Source organism: Snodgrassella sp. ESL0323 (genome assembly GCF_013346865.1).
Lineage (GTDB): Bacteria > Pseudomonadota > Gammaproteobacteria > Burkholderiales > Neisseriaceae > Snodgrassella > Snodgrassella alvi.
On record NZ_JAAEDT010000028.1, the window covers coordinates 170,492 to 193,535 of the forward strand.

Consider the following 23,044-nt stretch of genomic DNA (forward strand, 5'->3'; position numbering starts at 1 on the left):
AGCAATGATTTTCAGAAAATACTGATTTATTTGTCAGCTTAATCAGCCCAGTATTTTTTCTTTGAAGTTTTACCAATACCCGGATTAAAGCTATTGGTAGGATCCAGCTGCCGGTAAAATTGCTTTAAAGCCGGTTTGGCATGATACAAGTGACCAACATTGTGCTCAGCCGGATACTGGGCTCCACGCTGATCAAGCAATACCAGCATCTCATCTTCAACTTTGTTGCAATCGGTACCTTTACGGGCAATATAATCCTGATGGAAAACATGACAGAAAAAGTGGCCATAATACATTTTATGGATGAAATGCTGATTAATACTGTCAGGCAGGGTTTCAAACCATTCGCTGTCATTACGCCGTAAAGCCACATCCAGTGCAACAATATTTTCTACCGTATCGCTATGCACATTACGATAGGTAGTCGCTGCGCCGGCTGCGGCAAAACGATGCAGCATTGCCGCTTCGGCCTCTTTTTCATTACAGCGGAAATAACTACCGGTTTTCTGCTGGAAAAAAGTATTCAGAAATGCTTCTGCCTCCTCAATACCGTCATCAGCCATTTTCAGAATCAGATGGTGTTCGTAACGGTCGCGGTAATCACGAATGGACTGAGGTAAATGCTGCGGCAAAAATTTACACATAAATACCGCAAAATGGTCAGAAAAATTCTTCGGAAAAAACGGAATTTTCGCCATGATACGATCAACAAAATTCTTAAAGGCAAACAGACGCGGCATGGCATCCGTACCGAATTTCTGAATGGCAACAAAAGTATCTTTACCATATGCCGCAGCAATATCAAAAGCCTCACGGTGCATGTACTCACCGGAAACCGGCAGATTTTTAAACTTGCTGAGAATATGGCGGCGAATATCATCCAGCTCGTGGGTATCATTACTGCCGATATAGAAAACCGCAGATTTTTTCTCCAGCGGGAAAGTATCCAGACGAACAGCAAAGACCATTAAACGTCCGGCGCTGCCGGAAGCTTCATAATGCCGTGCCGGATCGGCATTAAAACGTGCCGGCGTATCTGCATCTATTTCGCGTACATGGTTGCGGTATTCGTGGTCATGTCCCATACCGGCATCATGTTTGATATCTTGATCGCTGTATTTATGATTTTGCAGATTCTGTAAAATAGTTTCCGGTTCATCGCCCAGTTCGATACCAAGATGATTTACCAGATGCAACTGACCGTTTTCATCCAGTTGAGCAAACACTGCCATCTGAGTATAAGCCGGACCGCGCTGAATCAGCGCACCGCCTGAATTGTTACATACTCCGCCCATCACGGAGGCACCAATACAGGATGAACCGATAACCGAATGCGGACCACGCTGATATTGTTTCAGCTCTTTTTCCAGACGGAACAGTGTACTCCCGGGCAGACAGACTACCTGTTCGCCATTTTCAATCACCTGAATACCATCCAGCCGGCGTGTGCTGACAATAACAATCGGGCGATCATAATCATTACCATCCGGTGTCGAACCACCTGTCAGACCGGTATTGGCAGACTGAGTGATAACTATCACATCAGCTTCAACACAGGCTTTTAATACCCGCCACTGCTCCACCAGTGTACCCGGTATCACAACAGCCAGCGCATCACCAACTCCGAAACGAATACCCTGACGGTAAGGCAGAGTACGTGCGGGATCAGTCAGAGTATATTCATGCCCGACAATTCCCTGTAATGTGTGAACGAGGTCGGTATGTGTATTAATACCCATACTGCTTCTCCCTTTATTATGTAGTGACTTATTCCTAATCAATACAAACCATTTTAGAACAGTTATATATTAACGGGAAGATTTTTAACATATCTGATGTATATCAGGCTTCAGGCAAAAAACCACCGCTCTGCCGTTGCCACAGCATAGCATAAACACCATTTTTTGCCAGCAGCTCACTATGTGTGCCCTGCTCAACTATCTGCCCTTTATCCATCACAATCAGCCGATCCATTGCAGCAATCGTAGACAGCCGGTGAGCAATTGCCACAACCGTTTTGCCCTGCATTAATCGGGTGAGATTTTCCTGAATGGCGGCCTCTACTTCTGAATCCAGAGCACTGGTGGCTTCATCCAGCAGCAGAATCGGCGCATCTTTCAGAATTACACGGGCTATGGCAATCCGCTGGCGCTGTCCGCCAGACAGCTTCACACCGCGCTCACCCACATGTGCATCATATCCATGTCTTGCTTTGGAATCTTCCAGTGATGGAATGAAACCATCCGCTGCTGCCTGCTGTGCTGCCTGTATCATTTCTTCATCAGAGGCATCGGGACGCCCGTAAACTATATTGTCACGTACTGAACGGTGCAGCAGAGAAGTATCCTGTGTCACCAGCCCCAGTGCTGCACGCAGACTATCCTGCGTTACATCGCGGATATCCTGTCCGTCAATCAGAATACGCCCGCCCTGTACATCATAAAAACGCAGCAGCAGATTGGTCAGTGTCGTTTTACCAGCGCCGCTGCGTCCGACCAGACCCACTTTTTCTCCCGCGCGGATATGTAGGTTAAAATCGCGCAGCAGCGGTTTATCCTCACTGTAAGAAAAATTTACATGCTCAAAGTCAATCGCACCCTGATTAACTGTTAACGGCAGTGCCTTAGGTTTATCAACAATAGCATGCGGACGGGAAAGTATTTTCATACCATCTTCCACCGTACCGATATTTTCAAACAGACGCGCACTTTCCCACATTACCCAGCGTGAAAGACCATTAATCCGTGAGGCCATGGCTGTCGCTGTGGCAATAGCACCGACACCCACCTGCCCCTGCATCCACAGCCAGATACCCAGACCGGCAGAACCGACTACCAGTAAAGTATTAATCATGGTGCTCAGACTATCCAGTAGGGTTGCCAGACGCATCTGCGCATTCACAGTTACCAGAAATTCCTGCATTGATGCTTTAGCATAGGCGGCTTCACGCGCACTGTGAGAAAACAGCTTCACCGTAGCAATATTGGTGTAGGCATCAGTAATACGACCGGTCATCAGACTACGGGCATCTGCCTGCCTCTGAGCAGTTTCAGACAGCCTAGGAATCAGAAATCTGAGTACCATGACAAACAGCACTATCCACAGAATAAAAGGCAGCAATAACCAGCTGTCCATACCGGCAAGTATTACCCCGCTGGTAACAAAATAAACCAGTACATAAACCAGCATATTGGACACAGACATTACCGTATCACGTACCGCAAGCGCGGTTTGCATCACCTTGGCAGAAACCCTGCCGGCAAATTCATCCTGATAAAAACCCATACTCTGCCCGAGCATCAGGCGGTGGAAATTCCAGCGCAGACGCATCGGAAAGGCGCCCTGAAGAGTCTGAAACTGTACGTTGGAAGAAAGAAATGACCAAATAATACTGAATATCAGCACAGCAGCCATCAGCAGCAGCTCATGTCCTTTTTCCGGCCATAACCTGTCTGGTGAATAAGCACCAAGCCAGTCGATTACCGTACCAAGGAAACGAAATACCAGTGCCTCCAGAATACCGGTACCTATGGTCATGACAACCATCAGCAGCAGCCAGAGGCGTGCTCCCTCCAGACAGCTCCAGATAAACGGCAACACACCTTTTTTCGGCGGTTGCGGAAGCGTATCCGGATAAGTATCAATGCGGTTTTCAAACCAGCTGAAAAATCGGTTCAATAACATATTGCGTGGGCTTTCTGCATAGATGAGCCATAGCGGCTGTACCAGCAAATACGGCAGCCAGAAAAATAATAAGACAAATCATTATACATAATCTGAAATATAAATCAGCCTTCAGCGGTTTGTGTTAGAATCCTGCAGGCACATCAGCATACCAGACAGTCACTGTGCATAATATACATTGCATGGAGGAAAGTCCGGGCTCCACAGAGCAGAATGCCGGCTAACAGCCGGGCGTCGTGAGGCGACGGAAAGTGGAACAGAAAGCATAACCGCCGATGGCTGTGGGAAACCACAGCACAGGTAAGGGTGAAATGGTGCGGTAAGAGCGCACCGTGCCGTTGGTAACAACGTGTAGCAGGCTAAACCCCATTCGGAGCAAGACCAAACAGAATGCACTGACGCTGCTCGCCGAGCATTCGGGTAGGTTGCTAGAGCGGCACAGTAATGTGCCGCCCAGATGAATGACTGTCCAAGACAGAACCCGGCTTATCGGTTGTCTGATGTGCCCCTCAGCATAATGGTTATTCACACAGTTGTAACCGTTTTTCCGGCTCTCTTGTACTCATTGATTATTCAGCATTCCCATGGCACCGGATATCAAAGAAAATCATAAAGTAAAAACAAGTTAGTTATCTATTGTTATCATTCATTGAACAATCTGATTAATTTATTTTTGACCATGCCCTGCATCAAGCGAAAGATGGAAAATCTGATACAGATTCTGATTATTTATGGCTGGTTTGTCTTTAAAAAAAGTAAATGCGGCATAACGCCATTTATCCGGATTATAAATAATCACTTTACCAGTTTTATTTTTATACTCAGCACTTTGAAAAGAAAAATCTCTTAACCGTACTTGTTCTGCTATAGAAAAATTTTCTTCTGATACATACCGGCTTTGTGAGAAATCATTTGTCAATTCCACTTCTGCTGTAATACCAATATTGATTTTTTGCCAGCCAAAAGAATTAATAATATTGTCAAAATAGCCTTCGAAAATAAATTTGTTCATTCCTTTGGTTTGTTTCCAAAGATAAATATGCTTTTAGCAATTCAACACTGGAAAAATTTGCACAAATAAAATTATCATTTAAATCTGTCAAAACTTTATTATTAATTTCAGAACTTCTGTTTCAGTTTATTGTTATTGAAAAGACTGAATATCAAATAGAATCAACAGATATTGTTATTAAAAAAACCTGTGAAATAGAAAATGAAATTAATCAGCACGGTTATGATAAAGTCATTATTTTTAAAAAATTTAAGCATAAAGATTATGATTTAACAGAAACCGGATATTTACCTGTTGCCTTTTTAAGAACTGAATATATCTGTATGGATTTTTACTGCTACAGCCTGCATGTCCGCACATCTGAATAATACCTTACCGATATAGTTACCACTAAATAAGCGCAGAAATTATCTAAACAGGTACAGAGTTATGATCTGATATTTATTCCGGCCGGATTGATAATATCACCAGTCAAAATCCTTAAATTTTGATTTATATCATTCTATTTTTCATAGAAATAACATAATATCTATAAAATAAAACAGATATTTACATTCTTATATTCTCCAGTAACGCCTAATGCCGGATAACTATTGAATTCTTACTTTTTTAAACCCAGAGATAGACAAATGCAAAAAATATTTATAGCCACTATTTTTGTTGTCTGTCAGCTAATCTCTTACTCAGCATTAGCAACTGTAGTGATAAGCCGACCCATTTATCAAATAGAAGCATCTGATTTTATAGAAAAATTCAATACTTTAAATAAACAATATCGATATAATCTGAAACCTATTAAAAAAGATGAAAACTTTCAATCTAAAATCATTTATCTCTTTAAACCTAATATCTATCTCGACATTAATAGCGTTTTTGAGTTGGTAGGCCGACTTGAACTTACCTGTGAACAATTCTCAAATAATAAATCAGCCGGCATGAAAAAATGCCAGCAATCTATTCAGCTTATTAGTGAGGCATTTGATCCTCATTTTAAGCTTAGTGACTTCGAGCGTAATAAAGCATGCACATCTATAGACGAGACAAACACATGTTCCTATGAGTTCAATCATGTTAAGTACACTCTGGAAAATGAACAAGACACACAAACTTTACGCTTTATTATTTCTCCGTTTAGTGAGGATGAATTAGATTACCCCACAAAATCTGAATCAGATCTGATGTCATTAAAACTTATTCAATACTATATCAGCTATGTTATTAATTACGCTTTATCAATTCTACATACAGACAATCTTTTTATCTATCTGAATATTAAGATACATCAGCTCAGAATGGACATTTAGCAATATTAAGACATACTGGTATGCAAATAATTTATATTTATATAACTACCAGATTTTTGTTCCGACTGGATTGATAAATATGACCAGTTAAAGTCTTCAAATTTGATTTATATCATTTTATTTTTTCAGATAAATAGCATAATATCTATATCAGTTAACCCATCTTTGCATTTTATATTATCCGGCAGCGTCAGCTCCTAGATAACTATTGAATGCTTATTTTTTAAATCAGAGGTGGCCAAATGCAAAAAATATTTATAACTATTATTTTCATAATCTGTCAGTTAATCTCTTACTCAGCATTAGCTCTAACTGTGTTCTACCCACCCATCTATAAAGTTAAAGCATCTGATTTTATAGAAAAATTCAATACTTTAAATAAACAATATCGATATAATCTGAAACCTATTAAAAAAAACGAGGAGTCTCTACCTGAATATGACCTTGCACCTAATATCAACCTCACAATGCATAGAAAAGGCAGGGATGAGTTGATAACACGACTTAAACTTAACTGTGACCAATCCTCGAATAATCAATCATCCGATATGAATAAATGTCAGCAATCTATTCAACTTATGAGTAAAGCATTTGATCCTGATTTTGAGTTTAGTGACTTCGAGCGTAATAAAGTATGTGAATCTACAGTCAAAATAAAATCATGTTCATATGAGTTCAATGATGTTCGTTATACACAGGAGCATGATCTGGACGACCAATCTTTACGCTTTATCATTTCTCCGCGTCCTGGCCGTGTGTCTTAACACTAATTATTAAATAATTTAAATATGAATAACCAGAATGAATAAGACTGGAATAAGACATACTGGTATGCAAATAATTTATATAACTACCAGATTTTTGTTCCGACTGGATTGATAAATATGACCAGTTAAAGTCTTCGAATTTGATTTATATCATTTTATTTTTTCAGATAAATAGCATAATATCTATATCAGTTAACCTATCTTTGCATTTTATATTATCCGGCAGCGTCAGCTCCTAGATAACTATTGAATGCTTATTTTTTAAATCAGAGGTGGCCAAATGCAAAAAATTTTTATAGCTACTATTTTCATTATCTGTCAGTTAATCTCTTACTCAGCATTAGCCCTAACTTTGGCACCCTCACCACCCATTCATAAAGTCAAAATTTCTGATTTTGTAGAAAAATTTAATACTTTAAATAAACAATATCGATATAATCTGAAACCTATTAAAAAAAACGAGAAGTCTCTATATGAATATGACCTTGCACCTAATATCTATCTCACAATGTATAGCGAGTTTGAGTTGGTAACAAGACTTAAAATTACCTGTGACCGATTCGCGAATAATAAATCAGCCGGCATGAAAAAATGCCAGCAATCTATTCAGCTTATTAGTGAAGCATTTGATCCTGATTTTGAGTTTAGTGACTTCGAGCGTAATACAGTATGTGAACCTACAGACGAAACAAATTCATGTTCATATGAGTTCAATGATGTTCGTTATACACAGGAGTATGATCTAGACCACCAATCTTTACGCTTTATCATTTCTCCGCGTCTTGGCGCTAGTGCCTACACTAATTATTAAATAATTTAAATATGAATAACCAGAATGAATAAGTCTGGAATAAGGCATACTGGTATGCAAATAATTTATATAACTACCAGATTTTTGTTCCGACTGGATTGATAAATATGACCAGTTAAAATCTTCGAATTTGATTTATATCATTTTATTTTTTCAGATAAATAGCATAATATCTATATCAATTAACCCATCTTTGCATTTTATATTATTATCCGGCAGCGGCAGCTCCTAAATAACTATTGAATGCTTACTTTCTCAAACCAGAGATAGCCAAATGCAAAAAATTTTTATAGCTACTATTTTCATTATCTGTCAGTTAATCTCTTACTCAGCATTAGCTCTAACTGTGGTCGCCCTACCCATCTATCAAGTTAAAGCATCTGATTTTATAGAAAAATTCAATACTTTAAATAAACAATATCGATATAATCTGAAACCTATTAAAAAAAACGAGAAGTCTCTATCTGAATATGACCTTGCACCTAATATCAACCTCACAATGCATAGAATCAGCGGGGATGAGTTGATAACACAACTTAAACTTAACTGTGACCAATCCTCGAATAATCAATCAGCCGATATGAATAAATGTCAGCAATCTATTCAACTTATGAGTAAAGCATTTGATCCTGATTTTGAGCTTAGTGACTTCGAACGTAATAAAGTATGTGAATCCAAACATAAAACGTCATGGACACATGGATCCAGTGGCATGATAAGATCATGTTCATATGAGTTCAATAAAGTTCGTTATACACAGGAGCATGATCTGGACGACCAATCTTTACGCTTTACCATTTCTACATACAGACAATCTTCTTATAGATCTGAATATTTAAGATACATCAACCCAGAATGAGCATTTAGCAATATAAGACATACTGGTATGCAAATAATTTATATAACTACCAGATTTTTGTTCCGACTGGATTGATAAATATGACCAGTTAAAATCTTCGAATTTGATTTATATCATTTTATTTTTTCAGATAAATAGCATAATATTTATATCAATTAACCTATCTTTGCTTTTTATATTATCCGGCAGCGGCAGCTCCTAGATAACTATTGAATGCTTACTTTCTCAAACCAGAGATAGCCAAATGCAAAAAATCTTTATAGCTACTATTTTCATTATCTGTCAGCTAATCTCTTACTCAGCATTAGCTCTCTCTTACTCAGCATTAGCTCTAACTGTGTCCGACCCACCCATCTATAAAGTTAAAGAATCTGATTTTATAGAAAAATTCAATACTTTAAATATACAATATCGATATAATCTGAAACCTATTAAAAAAAACGAGGAGTATCTAGCTGAATATGACCTTGCACCTAATATCAACCTCACAATGCATAGAAACAGAAACAAGTTGATAACACAACTTAAACTTAACTGTGACCAATCCTCGAATAATCAATCAGCCGATATGAATAAATGTCAGCAATCTATTCAACTTATGAGTAAAGCATTTGATCCTGATTTTGAGCTTAGTGACTTCGAACGTAATAAAGTATGTGAATCCAAACATAAAACGTCATGGCCAGCTGGATCCATTGGCATGATAAGATCATGTTCATATGAGTTCAATGATGTTGTGTACACACAGGAGCATGATCTGGACGACCAATCTTTACGCTTTATCATTTCTCCGTTTCTTGTTTGTACTGCTCATTGTGTTTAATCTCTTTATCCGAATAAAATTTATTCAGATGAAGTGAAAATTTTGGTTGTTTATTTTACATTACCAGAGAAAATTTCATGCCGGATAATCACTACTAAATACTGTTAAATCTCAGGCTGCATCAACTCAGAAGGAGTATTTTGCAAAACCTGAATAATCAATGTAGATATAATTTAATTATTTGTCCGCTCAGTAACAGACTTTACATTAACAGTAGTTTTATGTCAGGCTTGGCTATTGTTTAATTATCGGTATCAACATGCGCACGCGCCAATTTTTGTCTTTATATGGTTCTATTTTTTTTCTATTTTCCGGTTACGGGCTTATTCTGAATTCTGCCGGGGTAAAGCCGACTCAAATGGGAGTCAGTAATATTACCATCGGTGTGCTGAATGCTGCCTTTTTTATTGGTGGTACGATTTCTGCTATTGTTTCTCACCGGATTATTTCACGCGTAGGACATATCCGCAGCTTCAGCGTATTTGGTGCATTGTTTGCTATTGCCGCTCTCGCCCATCTGATGGTAGAACAGTTGTGGATGTGGGGGATTTTGCGTGCATTACTGGGTTTTTGTCACTACAGCTTATTAATGGTAGTGGAAAGCTGGTTTACAGCACGCAGCGTTCCTCAGAATCGTGCCAAGATTCTGGCTCTGTACGAAGTAGTATATTATATGTCGTCAGCAACCAGCGTTCTGCTGCTAAGCCTGAATATGACCAGTAATAACATTTTTACACTGGCTGCTATTCTGGTGATTGCGGCCACGTTACCGGTAGGGCTGACCCGTATGCAGCAACCGGAAATTCCTAAACGTGAACGTATCAGTCTGCCGCACGTCTTTTCCATTGTACCACTGGCATGGATTGCCTGTTTTATGGCAGGGATTTTTATTAATGGCTTTTTCACCATGGGCTCGGTATTTATACTGAAACTGGGCTACAGTCTGCCTCAAGTATCTCTGTTTCTGGGTTCTGCAATGATTGGAGGGTTTACCATCCAATTATTTATTGCCTGGCTGTCAAATAAATTCGGGCGCCCGCGTACTATTTTCGGCTGTGCCTGTGTAGCTGCGGTAGCAGCAATCAGTGGCATGCTGTTGTTAGTAGGGTTGCCGGGTAATATCTGGGCTCAGTGCGTGATTGCACTGGCTATCGGTTGTAGCGGCTTTCCGATGTATGCACTGGGACTGGCACGCGCCAATGATGTTTTACCTGCCAATATGAATACAGTGGAAGTAAATCGCTGTCTGCTGTTTGTTTATGGTTTGGGCTCACTGGTGGCACCACTGATTCTGGGGTCAGTTATGCAGCTATTCAATCATTTCGGCTTCTATAGTGTATATGCGATTATCGCAACCATTCTGGCGGTATATGCGTATATGCAGCCGGCTGTCCTTGTTTCAGAACGCAGTGTTTATGTACCGGTATCCGGCAATGTTGGACCGATGACCGCCGAGCTTGACCCGCGCAACAATAATGCTACTGACACTCCGTATGATGCCCAAAGTGCAGAACAGCATATTCATGAAACTTTGCAGAATACTGATAATCAGGATCAGCCGGATAAATAACTTTTTGCAAAGCAAGCAATGTATCGCATAAACCATACTGCCCGGATCACTGAATTGTTCCGGACAGAAATTATTGTTGTATTTAAATCCTGAATTATCTGTATCTGAAAGTGATACAACCAGTTATCGTACCCTAGAAAAATTTGTTCGAACGTTTATTCTTTCAGCCACGAAAATTTACGCCGGCCTAAAGCAATAAATGGTTTTTCAATATACTGAAATGTCAAGGTACAGATAGTCAGTAAAATCAACAATACTGCTGTAGAGACTAATGTGTATTGTGTGCGGTTTAAAACAAAATTTTGTACGGCAATATATTTATTCATACCATACCAGCCCAAACCATGAAGTAGATAAATACTATAACTGGCATCTCCCAGACGTACGAATCCTCTCAGTTTTAATAAGCCAAAAATATCACCACCCATAGTGATGAAGATAAATAACAAAGCCATAACCGGCAAATAAACAATATTGTAAATTCTATCTGCAACTGCAAGCATAAATACGACTGTTAATATTATTCCAATATCACAAATGTATTTGGGTATTTGAATTTTTTCAGGTAATTTTCTTGCTAAAGCTCCAATAGCAAAATATGCAATATATACTGCATAATTTTGATTATATCGAGAAATAAAATATGTACAGATAATTAATATTGTTAAGCTTAATGTTAATAAACCTATTTTATTGCGTAATATACAAATAACGGGTAACGAAAAATAAAATCCCCACTCCCAGAACAATGTCCATGTGACCCCAGCATTGATCAAATTAGAATTTTTCAAACCAAATAAAGGTGGTTTATTACCGGTGATACCTGCATCAAACCAATAATAAAAAGTGTTGAACAACTGATCAGTATTAATATTATCTTTCTGAATAAAGAAAGCAAAAATAATGCAGCATATAGATGAAAGATAAAAAACAGGTGCAATACGAAAAAAACGCTTCTGATAAAACATTATCCATGAAGAAGGCTGTGCACAGGCAAACAGATAACCGGAAATCATAAAAAATATGGCTACCCCAAGACCACCCATATTTACAACAATTGGATAGTTAGGTCGATTTATATAACCTGACCACACCTGTCCATGAAAATAGAAATAACAAAGAAGATAGTGAAATAGTGCAACTATAAATGCTAGGAAGAATCTCAATCCGTCTAAATGCTTTACTCTGTTAACTTGACTGTTCTCATCCATAAAGCTAAAAAGTCTTGAACCAAATAATAGCCCTATAAGCAATATCAGCCCAAGCATCCATAAAATGAATTTATATTGAATTAGCATTTATGATTCTTCAATTTAAAAATTAATTTTTTCAGAAGTTTTTATAATAAACTTATTTTAACATCCAAAGTTTGTTTAAAATTAAATTTTTTCTTTTTAATATTATTTACATTTATGAAAAATAAATGTTTTTTGACCAAATAAAATCAAAATAAAATATTATCTCATATTAAATATGCCGCTTACGCCGACCCAATTGCATAAAGGATTGTTCAATAAAACGTTAGCTTAAGGTGCATATCAGCATTAAGGTAATACATACCACGGTAACAAACAAGGTATAGCCTGTTTTCTCCAGATAAATTTCATTTATTTGAATAATTTTATTCAAACAGAACCAGCCAATATCCCAATATCATGTAATAAATAAATACTGTAACTGGCATCACCGAGCCGTATAAAAGCTTTTAGCCGTAACAGCACTACAGAGCGCAATCAGGCCAAACAGCATTGCAAACAGTGGTAAGAAATTAATCTCATAGTGACCATTAGTAATACAAAAAATCAGCACCAGTAACAGCACGATACCGATATCACAGAATTTTTTAGATATCTGTACAGATTCAGACAATATTCTGGCCAGTGCGCCTATGGCAAAACAGGCAATAAAGTAAGCTTTTTGCTGATTAAATGGGTCAATCAGATAAATGGCAATAAATATTACGATTATTGCTAGAGGCAGTAAACTGGTTTTCGAGTGCAGAATATATATCAGTGCTAGGGAAAAATAAAATGCCCATTCTCTGTATAATGTTCAATATACATCTGCATTAATCAATCGGGTGTCCTGCATACCGAATAATACTGATTTGCTGCCGGTAATACAGATTTTATTGGGTACCAGTTATCTTATCCATTTATCGGGAGCGGATTTACTCACACCGAGGTGGCTAGTCAGCTCTCTGATGGATAGGCAACCATTTAATAATTCATAATCAATCGATTATTAAACTTCAATAGTAATTTTTGTTATGTAATATAACTGTTAAACCAATTTGTTGATTATTAACACAAACAAACTTAGTAAATACTTTTGATATAAAAAAACGAAAACAATAAGTGAATAGCTCATTAGCGATTTACTCTAAAACCTTTTTTCTACTATTTATTTTTTTCTGGAAGTAATAATGCTTTTCTAACAACATAATATTCACCTTCAGGAACATTAATTAAATCCCAGCTTAAATTATTACCTTGAATTGTTATAACGGCGAAACCATTTATACCACCAAAATTACTATCAAAATGAACTTTAATTTTATTGTCGATCAATCTAGACGAAAAAAGAATAGGACAATCAATTTTATTACCATATTGAATAATTGAACATAATTCCCCATTAATTTTATTATTATCTTCAACTTTCAACTTAATTGAGAAAATGCTATAGGGTATTTCATTATTATCTGTATACATCTCATCAGTCCAACTTCCTTCTTTAGGTAAAGCATACGAATAATTAAAGTTAAACAAAAAAAATAAAATAACAAATATTTTTAATCTAAAATTAATTTTCATCGGTTTTGACCTCCGGATAATCATCAACACTGTTTAACCCATTTTTCAAAAAACATAGTTTTTAGTATGAGAGTACCATTTAAGTAGCATATCACTTGTGACCGGTGTGTGCCGTTGTAAATACAGTAAGTAATACACAGCAGGCAGAAGACAAACAAAACACCGGAGCAATGCACAAACAGATAATCTGAATGCACCCAAACGCAAATTAAGCAAATTATGGACAAATACAGCTGATGCCTAATGGCTGACCGTGTAAATAATAATAGCTGCAAACATAATGATGCATGGTTACAGACATTCCAGCCATACATCTATATGGAAAAGCATAAAATATTAACAATCAGCAGGAAACACAACTCGATATTAATGTTTTTTTGCACTATCTGTAAATTCGGATTTAAGAATCAGGCTGGCTGTTAGTATACGTCACGCTGATAGCGTTGCTGCTGACGCAGCTCACTCAGATATTCATCAGCATCTTCAGAGCTGAGTTTACCCTGCTCAGTAACAATATCCAGCAGTGCCTGCTCAACGTCACGAGCCATTTTGCCGGCATCGCCGCAAACATAAATATGCGCTCCACGCTGTAACCATTCCCAGATATCCTGTGCACGCTCCCGCAATTTATGCTGTACATAAACCTTTTCGTTTTCCTGACGGCTCCAGGCAAAATCGTAACGTGTCAGCAAACCGCTTTTGCGGTATTGCAGCCATTCGGCCTGATAAAGAAAATCATCAGTAAATTTCTGATTACCGAAAAATAGCCAGTTTTCACCTGCGTCATCATTGGCATCACGCTGTTGCATGAATGCGCGAAACGGTGCAATACCTGTACCGGCACTAATCATGATAATGGGGGTATTACCATCTTCAGGTAAGCGGAAACGGTGATTTTCTTCAATAAATACGCGTACTGCTTCCCCTTCCGGCAAACGTTCACCGAGAAAACCGGACGCACCTCCCGTATATTGCCGTTCACGCTGAATAAAACGCACCACACCCACGGTAAGATGAACTTCCTCGCCAACCTCATCCTGGCTTGAAGCAATTGAATACAGGCGCGGTGTAAGCGGACGAAATAAATCATGTAATGCCTGTGCATCAATTAAATGCGGATAGGCTGCCAGCACACTGACTGGCGCAGTGGTGGCAATAAACTGCTTCAAGGCTGTACTGTCAGCCACGATTTCATCCAGTTCGGCATTTTGTATCTGCCGGGCATAGTTTTGCACCAGAGCAGGTGTATTCTGAGTGATATCCAGCTCATTCTGTAAAGCTTCTCCGATACTTATTTCACGTCCGTCAGCCAGTCGAACCAGTGCATCCCGGTCTACCTGTGTATGCTGCAGAATTTCTTCTACCAATGTGGCTGCATTCTGATAAAACACACCCAGTGCATCCCCGGGCTGATAACGGATACCAGAACCGGTTAAATCGATTTCGATGTGTTCGACATCTTTGTTGGCTTCAGGTGTGGTAATCCGCTGACGCAAATTTAAGGTGGCACTGAATGGTGCTGCTTTGGTAAATACCGCAGTTTGTGCAGCGACTACACTTTGCTGAACCTCATTACTTATGCTTGCGCTATTAGTGTTATTCAGCTCACTGATAAGAGCAATAATTTTATCCTGCCATGCTGCGGCACTACTCTGATAGTCGACATCACAGTCTGTCCGTTCAGCCAGGCGCTGCGCACCCAGATGAGCCAGTTGATTATCAAAATCCTTAGCACACTGACAAAATTGCGGATAACTGCTGTCTCCCAGTCCGAGTACCGCAAAGTGAAGCTGATTAAGAGCCGGTGCTTTTTTACCAAACAGATATTTATATAGTGGTAAAGCTTCTTCCGGGGGTTCGCCTTCGCCCTGTGTTGACGTTACCAGCAAAAGAATATCTTCATTGGAGAGCTGCTTGATTTTATAGTCGCCGCTGGCGATTAAAGCTGCATTAATACCGGCAGCTTCAAGTTTCAATTGCAGGCTTTCTGCCACACGACGTGCGTTACCGGTTTGTGAAGCGGATAAAACCAGTACTTTGCGTGTTGCAACCGGTTCTGCAACACCGGATACCGGCAACGCTGCCGGAGAAACCGTATTTTGCTGCTGACTGTTTGCCCATGCATAGCCGGACAGCCAGGCAAGTTGTGTTGGTGAAAGGCTGGCAAGCGATTGCAGCAATTCAGGGGAAATGGGTATGCTCATGGCTTGTGCTCGATAAGGTTATGATTAATGTAATTTTCAGACTGCAATAGATAGTCAGCCATACTAGCAAGCACAAAGTTTTTTGAGAAAGAAATGACGCTTATTTAGATAGAAGCAGTAAGAATATATAAAAAGGCAACCCTCCGGATTGCCCTGAAACGGATGGTCTGGCTTGCCTCCAGACTGTCCGGATTAGCGTTTAATACCGATTTCCGGAAAAGATTTACGCATTACTTCATCCAGATGGCTGGCTGAAGCACGCATTAAACCCTGCTCTTTTTCATTCAGCGGAATTTCAATTACCTGACGTATGCCGTGCCGGTCTAACACTGCCGGTGTACCAATATACATATCATTAACGCCATACTGACCGTTCAAATAAACAGAAACAGGTAAAATGGTATTTTCATCATCCAATAATGCGCGGCAGATACGTGCCAGAGCAGCACCGACACCATAGTAAGTAGCACCTTTAAGGCGAATAATATCGTAAGCGGCATTGACCACACGATCAGCAATAATATCCAGATCTGCTTCGGTAAAGCGCGGGTCACCTTTAATCCATTCTTCCATGGTCAGCCCGCCTACACTCAGGTGAGACCAGGCTGGAAACTCGGTATCTCCGTGTTCACCCAGAATATATCCGCTTACTGTGCGCGGATCGACATTCAGTAAATACCCTACATATTTACATAAACGGGCGGAATCCAAAGATGTACCGGAACCAATTACCCGTTCTGCCGGAAAACCGGAAATTTTCCATGTAGCATAAGTCAGAATGTCAACCGGATTCGAAGCCACAAGAAAGATACCGTTAAAACCAGACTCTACTATATGAGTGACAATGCTTTTAATGATATGCAGATTACGATTAACCAAATCCAGACGTGATTCACCAGGTTTTTGAGCAGCACCGGCAGTAATGACTACGATATCAGCATCAGCAGCATCACTGTAATCACCGGCGTAAATGTTTTTCGGATAAGTAAACAGTAATGCATCAGCAATATCTTTAGCATCACCATGTGCTTTATCACGGGCAACATCGACGATAACCAGTTCCTGACCGATACCTTGCAGGGTAGCAGCATAGGCAAAAGTGGAACCAACCGCACCGGCGCCGACCAGAACAATTTTCTGGTGATTTTTGGCATTAGTAGGCTGTAACATAAATCAACCTCGTTTCTATGGATAAATACAAAACTATGTGAATTTATGCATAAATTGTAACAGATTATCATATACCATTTTTTTTATTTATTTATATTCATTATTCATTACAAATTTTGGTACATCAGACCTATAAACATAATTTTATGTATATTTTTTACTATACATATCGATATTTTCGTGAATTTAATATAATTATATTTAATTTTGAATAATATTTTTACGCTAGTAAATTCCACTTTATACTTGACTAAAAACCAAAATAATGATCTTAATTTATAAATGCTTTATTGATTATTGATATAGTGCGTTATGAAAAATGGTTCAGCATTGCTACCTGTAGAATCTATGTTAAATATCCACTTATTGTATTTATAATCTACCTTTTCTCTTATGTTATCGCCATTCTGAAATAGAATAATTTATGGTCTTTTTGTTTTCAATTCTGACCAGAATTTATGATAAAAATTTATATTTACAAATTGAAGATTTGAACACCGATAGTGTTGGTATAAAAATTATCAACATATGCCTGATGATAAGATCATACAATTATTACATTTAACTCTGTATCAATAGAGATATTTCAGGCCGGCCTTTCAACAGATAAGGTATGCTGATTAATGAATATTATTTTCTCTGACTGACAAGATATTTTATCTCAATGCGAATACCAAGCTAAAGGTGCCAGATAAAATTTCGCATTTATGATAAATTTAAATGAATAAATATTTATATAATCCAGGGAAGATTTATTCAGAATATAAATACTGGTTATTTTAAAGATAAAGATGCTATGGTATCTGTAAGGTAACAATAACAAATTTAATTAATTTTGAGTCATCTCTTTAACTAATCAAAAAAGCCATATACTATGGTATCAATAAGTTATTTTATTAATAGTGATGTGATGAAAAATTTAATTTGCTATAAAACGTTACCAGTTTGGAATGCACAAACCTTACCGAAACAGTTTTGTGAACAGCATAATACGCAAACAGGTACCTGGGCAAAATTAAATATTATTAAAGGTTATGTGAATTTTGATATATTAACTGAACAGGGAGACATCATTTCTGAGCATGTTTTCAATACTCAGCAGCAACCACCGTTGATTTTACCGCAGCAATGGCACCGGATAGCTCGGGTATCGGATGATCTGCAATGCCAGCTGGCTTTTTATTGTCTGCCGGAAGATTACACTCAGAAAAAATATCAAATGACCAAAACGCACTCTGAAGTACTGGCAGTTAGTCAGCTCATTTCAGCAGGGAAAGTTTTGGATTTAGGTTGTGGTTCCGGTCGTAACTCACTCTATTTACAGCTATTGGGCTTCGATGTTGATTCCGTTGATAAATCAGAGGTAAGTATTAATAATTTACAAAGCATTATTGCTAATGAACATTTAGCCCATATCAATGCATCTGTTTATGATATAAATCAGGCTGATTTAACAGGTAATTACGATTTAATTATTTCAACAGTGGTAATGATGTTTCTACAGGCAGACAGAATTCCCGATATCATTCGCAATATGCAAATAATAACAAAACCGGGGGGATATAATTTAATTGTCAGTGCGATGTCCACTGACGATTTCCCTTGTACAGTCGGGTTTTCGTTTACTTTTAAAGAGAATGAATTGCGTAATTATTATCAGGACTGGGATATTCTGAAATACAATGAAGATGTTGGTGAACTGCATAAAACCGATAGTCATGGTAATCGAATAAAACTGCGTTTTGCCACCTTATTGGCGCAAAAAAAGTAATATTTCAGATATTGTTTAATCTGGCTAAAAATATAAAATATTTATCATAAAAATTCAATATTAATTGCATTGAAACAATAATTTATAAAGTGATAAAACTGCTTTCAGGCTAAGTAATAGCTATCTGACAAACAATCAGATTTATTTACTGACTAAATCAAAATATCAGAAGATTAATAAGTTGTTTACTGAATTAACAGAAAAATATCCGTATAATTTTTAAACATAATAATTAAACCATTTACAACTCGACTGCGTAATAAAATACCCGCCCGATGATAATGATATGATCAGCCGGCACACAAACATCACTATATTCTTTTGTATTGAAAGCATGCAGACGTACTTCTTCATACGGCATTGAGTACAGTTTTCTGATGCGATACTGATGATTCTGTTTAATCAGATATACATTGCCATCAATAATATTGGTGCGGTTTAAATCTACAGCAAAAATAGTCCCGTGAGGAATAATAGGTTCCATACTATTATCATTTACCGAAAAGCACACCACCATTTGCGGATTGATTTTTTTACGCTCCAGAAGCTCAGTTCTTAAACTGATTCTTTTACCGTGCTGAATATGCAGTTGGTTTGACTGCACACTGCCGGCCTGTTCTATTGAAGAATAAAATGGAACGAGCGTTTGATCCTGATTTTCTGCAATAATATTTACTTCTGCAGCCAATGTTGTGGTTGTAGCCGGAAAAGGGCTACCACGGCCTTCACGTAACCAGGATAAACTGACACCCAGTATATTGGCCAGTATATCCAGATTTTTCGGTTCGTAATGACCATTCTCCCATTTAAATACGGCAGTTTTAGAAACCCCCATTCTATCAGCCACCTGTTGCTGTGACAGAGCCACAAGCTGTCGTGCCTGTTTGATTCGATCGCTTAACACCAATTATCTCCTGATTAAAAGAAGAATGATGTTAACGTAAATCGTGTTATGTTTTGTTTATAGCGATGAGCATTTGATATATACAAAATATAATAATTTGTCCGGAAAGAAACCAATAGATATGAATTCCCTAATATTATTAATGTGATAATTCATTTTAAATTTTAATTAATATTATATTATGGTGATAGGCTGACTTCTAAAAACTTCATTTTAACGTCATTTTTACATTATTTTTACACAAAATTTGATATAAATCTTATTGGGGTATCGTAAGCTTGCATTCAAAACAACAATTATTTAACTGTTGATATTAAACACACTTACATTTTAACTTTTCAATAAGCAAAAATGATAAGAATTTTTAACAAATGTTATACATTAACTAATGCATGATAATACTAAGCCAGCCTGAACATCGGGCTGGCTCCGGACAGACAGAATATCAATTCTGTCTGCTTATTTTCAATAGATTAACTATTATTGAATGCGGTTTTAAGCAACAGAAACAATCATACCGGCTGCAACAGTATGGTTGGTGGCTTCATCAATCAGAATAAAGGCTCCGGCAGCGGGATTATCCTCATAAGTAGTTGCTACCACGGGTTTCTGAATACTAAGCTGTACACGGCCAATATCGTTCAGCTGCAGGCTGTCGCTGTCTTCGCGATGGTTCAGGCTTTGTACATCCAGCAGATAATCAACCTGTTTGATTTTGGCGTATACCGTCTGAGTAGTATGCTTGAACCAGTAGCGGCGGGCTGAGCTTAAGGGTTTGCTGTCAAACCAGCACACGGAAGCACTGATGGTTTTTACAGGCTGTAATGCACTATCTGCTGCCACCAGACTGTCGCCCCGAGAAACATCAACATCATCTGCTAGTACCACAGTCAGCACAGCACCTGACTGTGCCTGCTCCACCTGACCATCAGGCGTATAAATGGCCGCTATGGCACTGGTCTGTCCTGCCGGTTCAATGCGTATACGGTCGCCCACTTTCAGGGTACCTTGTTCCAGACGTCCCTGATAACCGCGAAAATCATCTGCACTGCTGCCATCCAGCCGGGCAACCCGTTGAACAGGGAATAATGCAGGAGCAGACAGTAACTGGCTGCTGCGATTGGCAGCGGGCAGGCTTTCCAGCAAAGGCAACAGAGGCTGCCCCTGATACCATGGCATATGCGCACTGGCAGTCACTATATTGTCACCATTCAAAGCTGATATGGGTACGTAGCTGATATTGTGCAAATCCAGAGCAATAGCCAGTTCAGCATAAGCACGCTTAATGGCATTAAATTTTTCTTCACTGTAATCCAGTAAATCCAGTTTGTTTACTGCCACAATGATATGCGGGGTACCCAGCAGTTTCAGAATCGCGCTATGGCGGCGGGTTTGCGGCAGTAAGGATGGTGTATGTTCAGTGTAATCCAGCCGGGTGGCATCTATGAGAATAATGGCAGCATCAGCAGTAGATGCACCTGTAACCATATTGCGTGTGTACTGCTCATGTCCCGGCGTATCAGCAATAATAAATTTACGCGCCGGCGTGGCAAAATAACGATAGGCTACATCTATAGTAATACCCTGCTCACGCTCAGCGGCAAGTCCGTCAGTTAGCTGAGCAAAATCAGGAATGCCGTCGGCGGTACGTTTGTGCTTGCCGTGATACAGCGAAGCAACCTGATCAGCCAGTAAGGACTGACTGTCAAACAGCAGTCGTCCTATCAGTGTGGATTTACCATCATCTACGCTGCCGGCAGTAATAAAACGCAATACAGAATCAGTACTCATCGGTGTCTCACTTTTTTAAGGTTGCCGCCTGTGCCAGCATCTGTTGCAGGCTGTCCCGGGCAGGTTCCAGTTTTCTGAAGCCGTCTTCTGCCATCAGATGGCCGCCATCAGGGATATACTGAATACTGCTATGCAAGGCATGGGCAATATCGTTACTGGCTGCTTCGGGAACATATGGGTCATTAGTTGAAATAATGCTGTGAACCGGCATACTGATTTGCTGCAATACTGCAAAATCCGGCTGACTGGCATCGATATAACCATCCAGTATTTGTAGCCTGGGCAGGTGTGCGGCAAATCCGGCAACCAGAATCAGACCGCCCAGCCGTACAGGTTTATGCCGGCTGAGAAATTGCAGCAGTGTAATAACGCCAAGACTATGACCAATCAGAAAAGTCTGTTCATCCGGCTGGCCGATAAGCTTATCCAGTGTCTGCTGCCATTGTGCTGCCTGCGGATAATCCGGCTGAGGCATAAGCGGTACGGTTACTTCTGCACCGGTTGGCCGGATCTGTGTAGCCAACCAGTCGAACCAGTTATCCTGCGGACTGCTCTGAAAACCATGCACAATAAATATTCTGGCCGGTAATACCGTTTGTTTTTCTGTCATCAGAAATAACCTGCTTTCTTGCGCTCTTCCATCGCTGCTTCCGATACCTGATCATCCATACGGGTAGCATTACGTTCGGAAATCGTGGTTTGTGCGGTTTCAGCAATAATTTCTGCTGCTGTACTGGCTGTGCTGGCTACCGGACAGGTGCAGGAAATATCGCCGACAGTCCGGAAACGCACACTGCGCACAATACTGACTTCACCTTCTTTTTTCGGTGTCAGCTCTGTTACCGGTACCAGCATATCGTTGCGCTCAACGACTTCTCGCTGATGTGCATAGTAAATCTCCGGCAAAGCAAGCTGTTCACGCGCGATATATTGCCAGATATCTAGCTCTGTCCAGTTGGAAATCGGAAAAACCCGCATATTTTCACCCGGATGCAGACGTGTATTGTACAAATCCCATAATTCGGGACGCTGGTTTTTCGGATCCCACTGACCAAATTCATCCCGAAAAGAAAAAATCCTTTCTTTAGCCCGGGCTTTTTCCTCATCCCGTCTGGCGCCGCCCATTAATGCATCAAAGCCATTGGCTTCAATTGTTTCCAGCAGAGTGACGGCCTGTGCGGCATTCCGTGAATCTGTAGCCCGGCGCAGAGTAACACTGCCGCGGCGAATCGACTCTTCTACGCTGCCGACGACCAGACGTGCACCAAGGTGGCGTACGACTTCATCACGGAAAGCAATAACCTCCGGGTAGTTGTGTCCAGTATCTATATGCACCAGTGTCAATGGCAGTTGCAGGCTGTGTCCCGGAATCTGAAAAGCCTTTACAGCCAGAGACAGCAGCACCACTGAATCCTTGCCGCCGGAAAACAGTAATGCCGGATTGCGTGCTTCGGCCACTACTTCGCGGATAATATAAATAGATTCAGCTTCCAGCCAGTCCAGATGTTTGTCTTGAATACTCATGATATTCCCGTTACGGGCACAGACCATTCTGTCT

At 39.4% G+C, this 23,044-nt stretch carries 18 protein-coding genes and 1 other RNA gene; 8 read left to right on the forward strand and 11 right to left on the reverse strand.

Annotation, left to right across the window (positions count from 1 at the left end):
- Positions 1-38: 38 nt before the first annotated feature.
- Together dld and GY065_RS12220 are read right to left on the reverse strand one after the other, a co-directional pair.
- On the reverse strand, positions 39-1,739 hold the full coding sequence (gene dld, locus GY065_RS12215) for a D-lactate dehydrogenase (protein WP_100115734.1): 1,701 nt from the start codon (positions 1,737-1,739) through the stop codon (positions 39-41).
- 103 nt (positions 1,740-1,842) lie between these two features.
- Positions 1,843-3,684, reverse strand: a complete 1,842-nt coding sequence (locus GY065_RS12220; RefSeq protein ID WP_174834296.1) for an ABC transporter ATP-binding protein — start codon at positions 3,682-3,684, stop codon at positions 1,843-1,845.
- A gap of 143 nt (positions 3,685-3,827) precedes the next feature.
- Between GY065_RS12220 and rnpB the strand changes: the two genes are divergently transcribed.
- An RNA gene (gene rnpB, locus GY065_RS12225) (RNase P RNA component class A) lies at positions 3,828-4,189 on the forward strand.
- A 162-nt stretch (positions 4,190-4,351) separates the two neighbouring features.
- Here the strand turns inward: rnpB and GY065_RS12230 are convergent.
- Positions 4,352-4,723, reverse strand: coding sequence for a DUF4865 family protein (locus GY065_RS12230; protein WP_371731969.1), 372 nt, complete (start codon positions 4,721-4,723; stop codon positions 4,352-4,354).
- A gap of 602 nt (positions 4,724-5,325) precedes the next feature.
- Between GY065_RS12230 and GY065_RS12235 the strand changes: the two genes are divergently transcribed.
- The 6 genes from GY065_RS12235 (at position 5,326) to GY065_RS12260 (ending at position 10,830) form a co-directional block, all read left to right on the forward strand.
- The gene (locus tag GY065_RS12235) at positions 5,326-6,000 is read left to right on the forward strand and encodes a hypothetical protein (protein WP_174834298.1); all 675 of its coding nucleotides are present in this window, start codon (positions 5,326-5,328) and stop codon (positions 5,998-6,000) included.
- Between the two features lie 578 nt (positions 6,001-6,578).
- On the forward strand, positions 6,579-6,764 hold the full coding sequence (locus GY065_RS12240; protein WP_174834299.1) for a hypothetical protein: 186 nt from the start codon (positions 6,579-6,581) through the stop codon (positions 6,762-6,764).
- Positions 6,765-7,047: 283 nt separating this feature from the next.
- Positions 7,048-7,578 carry a hypothetical protein gene (locus GY065_RS12245; RefSeq protein WP_174834300.1) on the forward strand — a complete coding sequence of 177 codons (531 nt, stop codon included), beginning with the start codon at positions 7,048-7,050 and terminating at the stop codon, positions 7,576-7,578.
- Between the two features lie 274 nt (positions 7,579-7,852).
- On the forward strand, positions 7,853-8,437 hold the full coding sequence (locus tag GY065_RS12250; protein ID WP_174834301.1) for a hypothetical protein: 585 nt from the start codon (positions 7,853-7,855) through the stop codon (positions 8,435-8,437).
- Between the two features lie 244 nt (positions 8,438-8,681).
- On the forward strand, positions 8,682-9,260 hold the full coding sequence (locus GY065_RS12255) for a hypothetical protein (RefSeq protein WP_174834302.1): 579 nt from the start codon (positions 8,682-8,684) through the stop codon (positions 9,258-9,260).
- Positions 9,261-9,519: 259 nt separating this feature from the next.
- Entirely contained in the window at positions 9,520-10,830 is a 1,311-nt protein-coding gene (locus GY065_RS12260) for an MFS transporter (RefSeq protein WP_100126074.1), read from the forward strand.
- 155 nt (positions 10,831-10,985) lie between these two features.
- On the opposite strand, the gene GY065_RS12265 is transcribed toward GY065_RS12260, so the two are convergent.
- From GY065_RS12265 to GY065_RS12280, 4 genes are all read right to left on the reverse strand, one after another.
- Positions 10,986-12,128: an acyltransferase gene (locus GY065_RS12265; RefSeq protein WP_174834303.1), complete on the reverse strand. Its 1,143-nt coding sequence runs from the start codon at positions 12,126-12,128 to the stop codon at positions 10,986-10,988.
- Between the two features lie 1,101 nt (positions 12,129-13,229).
- A complete protein-coding gene (locus tag GY065_RS12270; protein ID WP_174834304.1) occupies positions 13,230-13,646 on the reverse strand; it encodes a hypothetical protein in 417 nt (138 codons plus the stop codon).
- 419 nt (positions 13,647-14,065) lie between these two features.
- A complete protein-coding gene (locus tag GY065_RS12275; RefSeq protein ID WP_174834306.1) occupies positions 14,066-15,850 on the reverse strand; it encodes an assimilatory sulfite reductase (NADPH) flavoprotein subunit in 1,785 nt (594 codons plus the stop codon).
- 192 nt (positions 15,851-16,042) lie between these two features.
- The gene (locus GY065_RS12280; RefSeq protein ID WP_174834308.1) at positions 16,043-17,020 is read right to left on the reverse strand and encodes an L-lactate dehydrogenase; all 978 of its coding nucleotides are present in this window, start codon (positions 17,018-17,020) and stop codon (positions 16,043-16,045) included.
- A gap of 910 nt (positions 17,021-17,930) precedes the next feature.
- On the opposite strand from GY065_RS12280, the gene tehB reads away from it, so the two are divergent.
- Positions 17,931-18,791, forward strand: coding sequence for an SAM-dependent methyltransferase TehB (gene tehB, locus GY065_RS12285; RefSeq protein WP_174834310.1), 861 nt, complete (start codon positions 17,931-17,933; stop codon positions 18,789-18,791).
- A 241-nt stretch (positions 18,792-19,032) separates the two neighbouring features.
- Here tehB and GY065_RS12290 read toward each other — a convergent pair whose 3' ends face one another.
- From GY065_RS12290 to cysD, 4 genes are all read right to left on the reverse strand, one after another.
- Positions 19,033-19,695 carry a S24 family peptidase gene (locus GY065_RS12290; protein ID WP_174834311.1) on the reverse strand — a complete coding sequence of 221 codons (663 nt, stop codon included), beginning with the start codon at positions 19,693-19,695 and terminating at the stop codon, positions 19,033-19,035.
- Positions 19,696-20,190: 495 nt separating this feature from the next.
- Positions 20,191-21,486 (reverse strand): sulfate adenylyltransferase subunit 1, encoded by a 1,296-nt coding sequence (locus GY065_RS12295; RefSeq protein WP_174834312.1) that lies wholly within the window; start codon positions 21,484-21,486, stop codon positions 20,191-20,193.
- Between the two features lie 7 nt (positions 21,487-21,493).
- Entirely contained in the window at positions 21,494-22,096 is a 603-nt protein-coding gene (locus GY065_RS12300) for an alpha/beta hydrolase (protein WP_174834313.1), read from the reverse strand.
- Positions 22,096-23,010: a sulfate adenylyltransferase subunit CysD gene (gene cysD, locus GY065_RS12305; protein WP_100117157.1), complete on the reverse strand. Its 915-nt coding sequence runs from the start codon at positions 23,008-23,010 to the stop codon at positions 22,096-22,098. Before cysD ends, GY065_RS12300 begins: the two co-directional genes overlap by 1 nt.
- Positions 23,011-23,044 lie beyond the last annotated feature (34 nt).